The following is a 2,288-nucleotide window of genomic DNA, read 5'->3' as shown; positions in this document are numbered from 1 at the left end:
GGCACTACCGGGCCGTTGGATCGGCCGCCATCGGCAAACCCTGCGGGTCCATAATGCGCGTTCATCCGCGTGGACGACCCCATTGCCCGCCAACTCACTGCCGTTCCCCGGGCTGCCGCTGCACAGCGCGCGCCTGGTGCTGAGCCCCATACGCCGCGATGACGCCGCGGCCCTGTTCGCCCTGCAGTCCGACCCGGACGTGATGCACTGGTGGAACCACCCGGCGTGGACGCGTCCGGCCGAAGCACGCGCGCAGATCGACGACGACCTGGCTGCACAGGCCACCGGCACGCAGTTGAAGCTGGCCCTGCGCGAATCGGTGGACGGCCCGCTACTGGGCATCTGCGTGGTGTTTGCCCTGGATCGGGATGCGGCGCGCGCGGAAATCGGCTATCTGCTGGCACCTGGCAGGCAGGGCCACGGCTACATGCATGAAGCGCTGCAGCAGGTGCTGGCCTATCTGTTCAACACCCTGCAACTGCACCGGGTGGAAGCGGAGATCGATCCACGCAACCACGCCTCGGCACACGTGCTCGAACGCCTGGGCTTCCACCGCGAAGGCCTGCTGCGGCAGCGTTGGCGTATCCAGGGTGAACTGGCCGACTCGGCCGTGTACGGACTGCTGGCCGACGACGCGGTGCGCTCAGCCACCGTCGCTTGACCGGATCAGGCCACAACGCCGGCCCATGCCTTTGGACACATACGGTGCGCGGCACCCCGCCCTAGCATCGGGGTCCCTTCCGCTGCCGTTCCGGTGCCATGAAGTTTCTGCTGCACTCTGCCGCGCTCTGCGTCGGCCTGCTGATCGCCCCTGCCTGCGTGCTGGCCGCGCCTGCTGCTGACGGCGCCTCCGAATCGAAAGAAGAAAAGACCGAAGCCGCGCCCCTGCCGGCCGATGCGTCGGCTCGCCAGAGCATGCGCCTGGCTGGGCGCACCCTCGACTACACCGCCACCGTCGGCACCCTGCCGGTACGCGATGCGAAGGGCAAGGTGATCGCCGATGTGGTGTTCACCGCCTACACGATGCCGGGCAAGGACCGGCCGGTGACCTTCGCGCTCAATGGCGGCCCCGGCGCATCTTCTGTGTACCTCAACCTGGGCGCCATCGGCCCGAAGGTGGTGACCTTCGGTTCGGAAGGCGACAGCGCATCGGCGATGAGGAAGCGAAGAAACAGCTGTATACGCCCAGTGCCGATGTCGAGTACCTCTCGCGCACGATCTACGACTGGCTGCTGCGCAACCAGCGCATGGCCTCGCGCAAGTACCTGACCGGCGAGAGCTATGGCGGCTATCGCGGCCCGCGCATCACCCACTTCCTGCAGACGCGCCTGGGCGTGGCGATGAACGGCCTGGTGCTGGTGTCGCCTTACCTGAGCCCGACCCTGGAAGACAACGCCGATGTCTCGCCGATGGCGTGGATGCAGACCCTGCCATCGATCGCTGCCGCGCACCTGGAACGCCAGGGCAAGCTGACCGACGCGGCGATGCGCGAGGTGGTCGAGTACACCCGCGGCGACTACGCCACCGCGTTGATGAAGGGCCGCAGCGATCCGCAGGCGACCGAGGCGATGCTGCGCCGGGTGGCCGAGTTGACCGGCCTGGACCCGCAGTTCGTGCGCCGCGCCGGCGGCCGCCTGGAGACCCAGGCCTACCTGCGTGAGGTGTTCCGCGACAAGGGCACGCTGGGCAGCCGCTACGATTCCAACGTCACTGCGTTCGATCCGTTCCCGAACGATCCGGAGCAGCGCGCCAACGATCCGCTGCTGGACAGCATCATCGCCCCGACCACCACCGCGATGGTCGACTTCGTTACCCGCGAGGTCGGCTGGAAGGTGGATGCGCGCTACCAGGCACTGAACTACGACGTGAACCGTCTGTGGGATCGCAATGGTGACCTGCGCGAAGGTGCGGTGACCCAGCTGCGCCAGGCCGTGGCGATCGATCCGCACCTGCAGGTGCTGATCGTGCATGGCTGGAATGACCTGTCCTGCCCGTTCATGGGCTCGATCCTGACGGTGGACCAGATGCCGGCGATGGGCAGCAACCCGGACCGCGTGCAGGTGCGCAGCTATCCGGGCGGGCACATGTTCTACAGCCGGGCTGACAGCCAGGCGGCGTTCCGCAGGGATGTGCAGGCGTTGTTCCAGCGCAATTGAGGGGTTGTCGGCCGGGCCTGCGGCCCGGCACCCGCGGACAGCAATGGCAACGGCAACGGCAACGTCAAAAGCGGGCTTTCCGTGGGTTGGCGGGGTGGGCCCGGTTGCGGGGGACGCCGTAAACCCCCAGAC

The 2,288-nt window shown here is 67.7% G+C and carries 1 protein-coding gene and 1 pseudogene; both read left to right on the top strand.

Translation table 11 applies throughout. The features are described from left to right. The first annotated feature begins 82 nt into the window (after window positions 1-82). A complete protein-coding gene (locus AC1VAN_RS19060; RefSeq protein ID WP_282280240.1) occupies window positions 83-661 on the top strand; it encodes a GNAT family N-acetyltransferase in 579 nt (192 codons plus the stop codon). 98 nt (window positions 662-759) lie between these two features. Next, window positions 760-2,156: pseudogene (locus AC1VAN_RS19055) on the top strand (S10 family peptidase). Window positions 2,157-2,288 lie beyond the last annotated feature (132 nt).

It is taken from the genome of Stenotrophomonas sp. 05L44_2 (assembly GCF_056665995.1).
The sequence above is the reverse complement of the archived record's forward strand: the minus strand, read 5'-3'. Positions and strand labels throughout refer to the sequence as shown.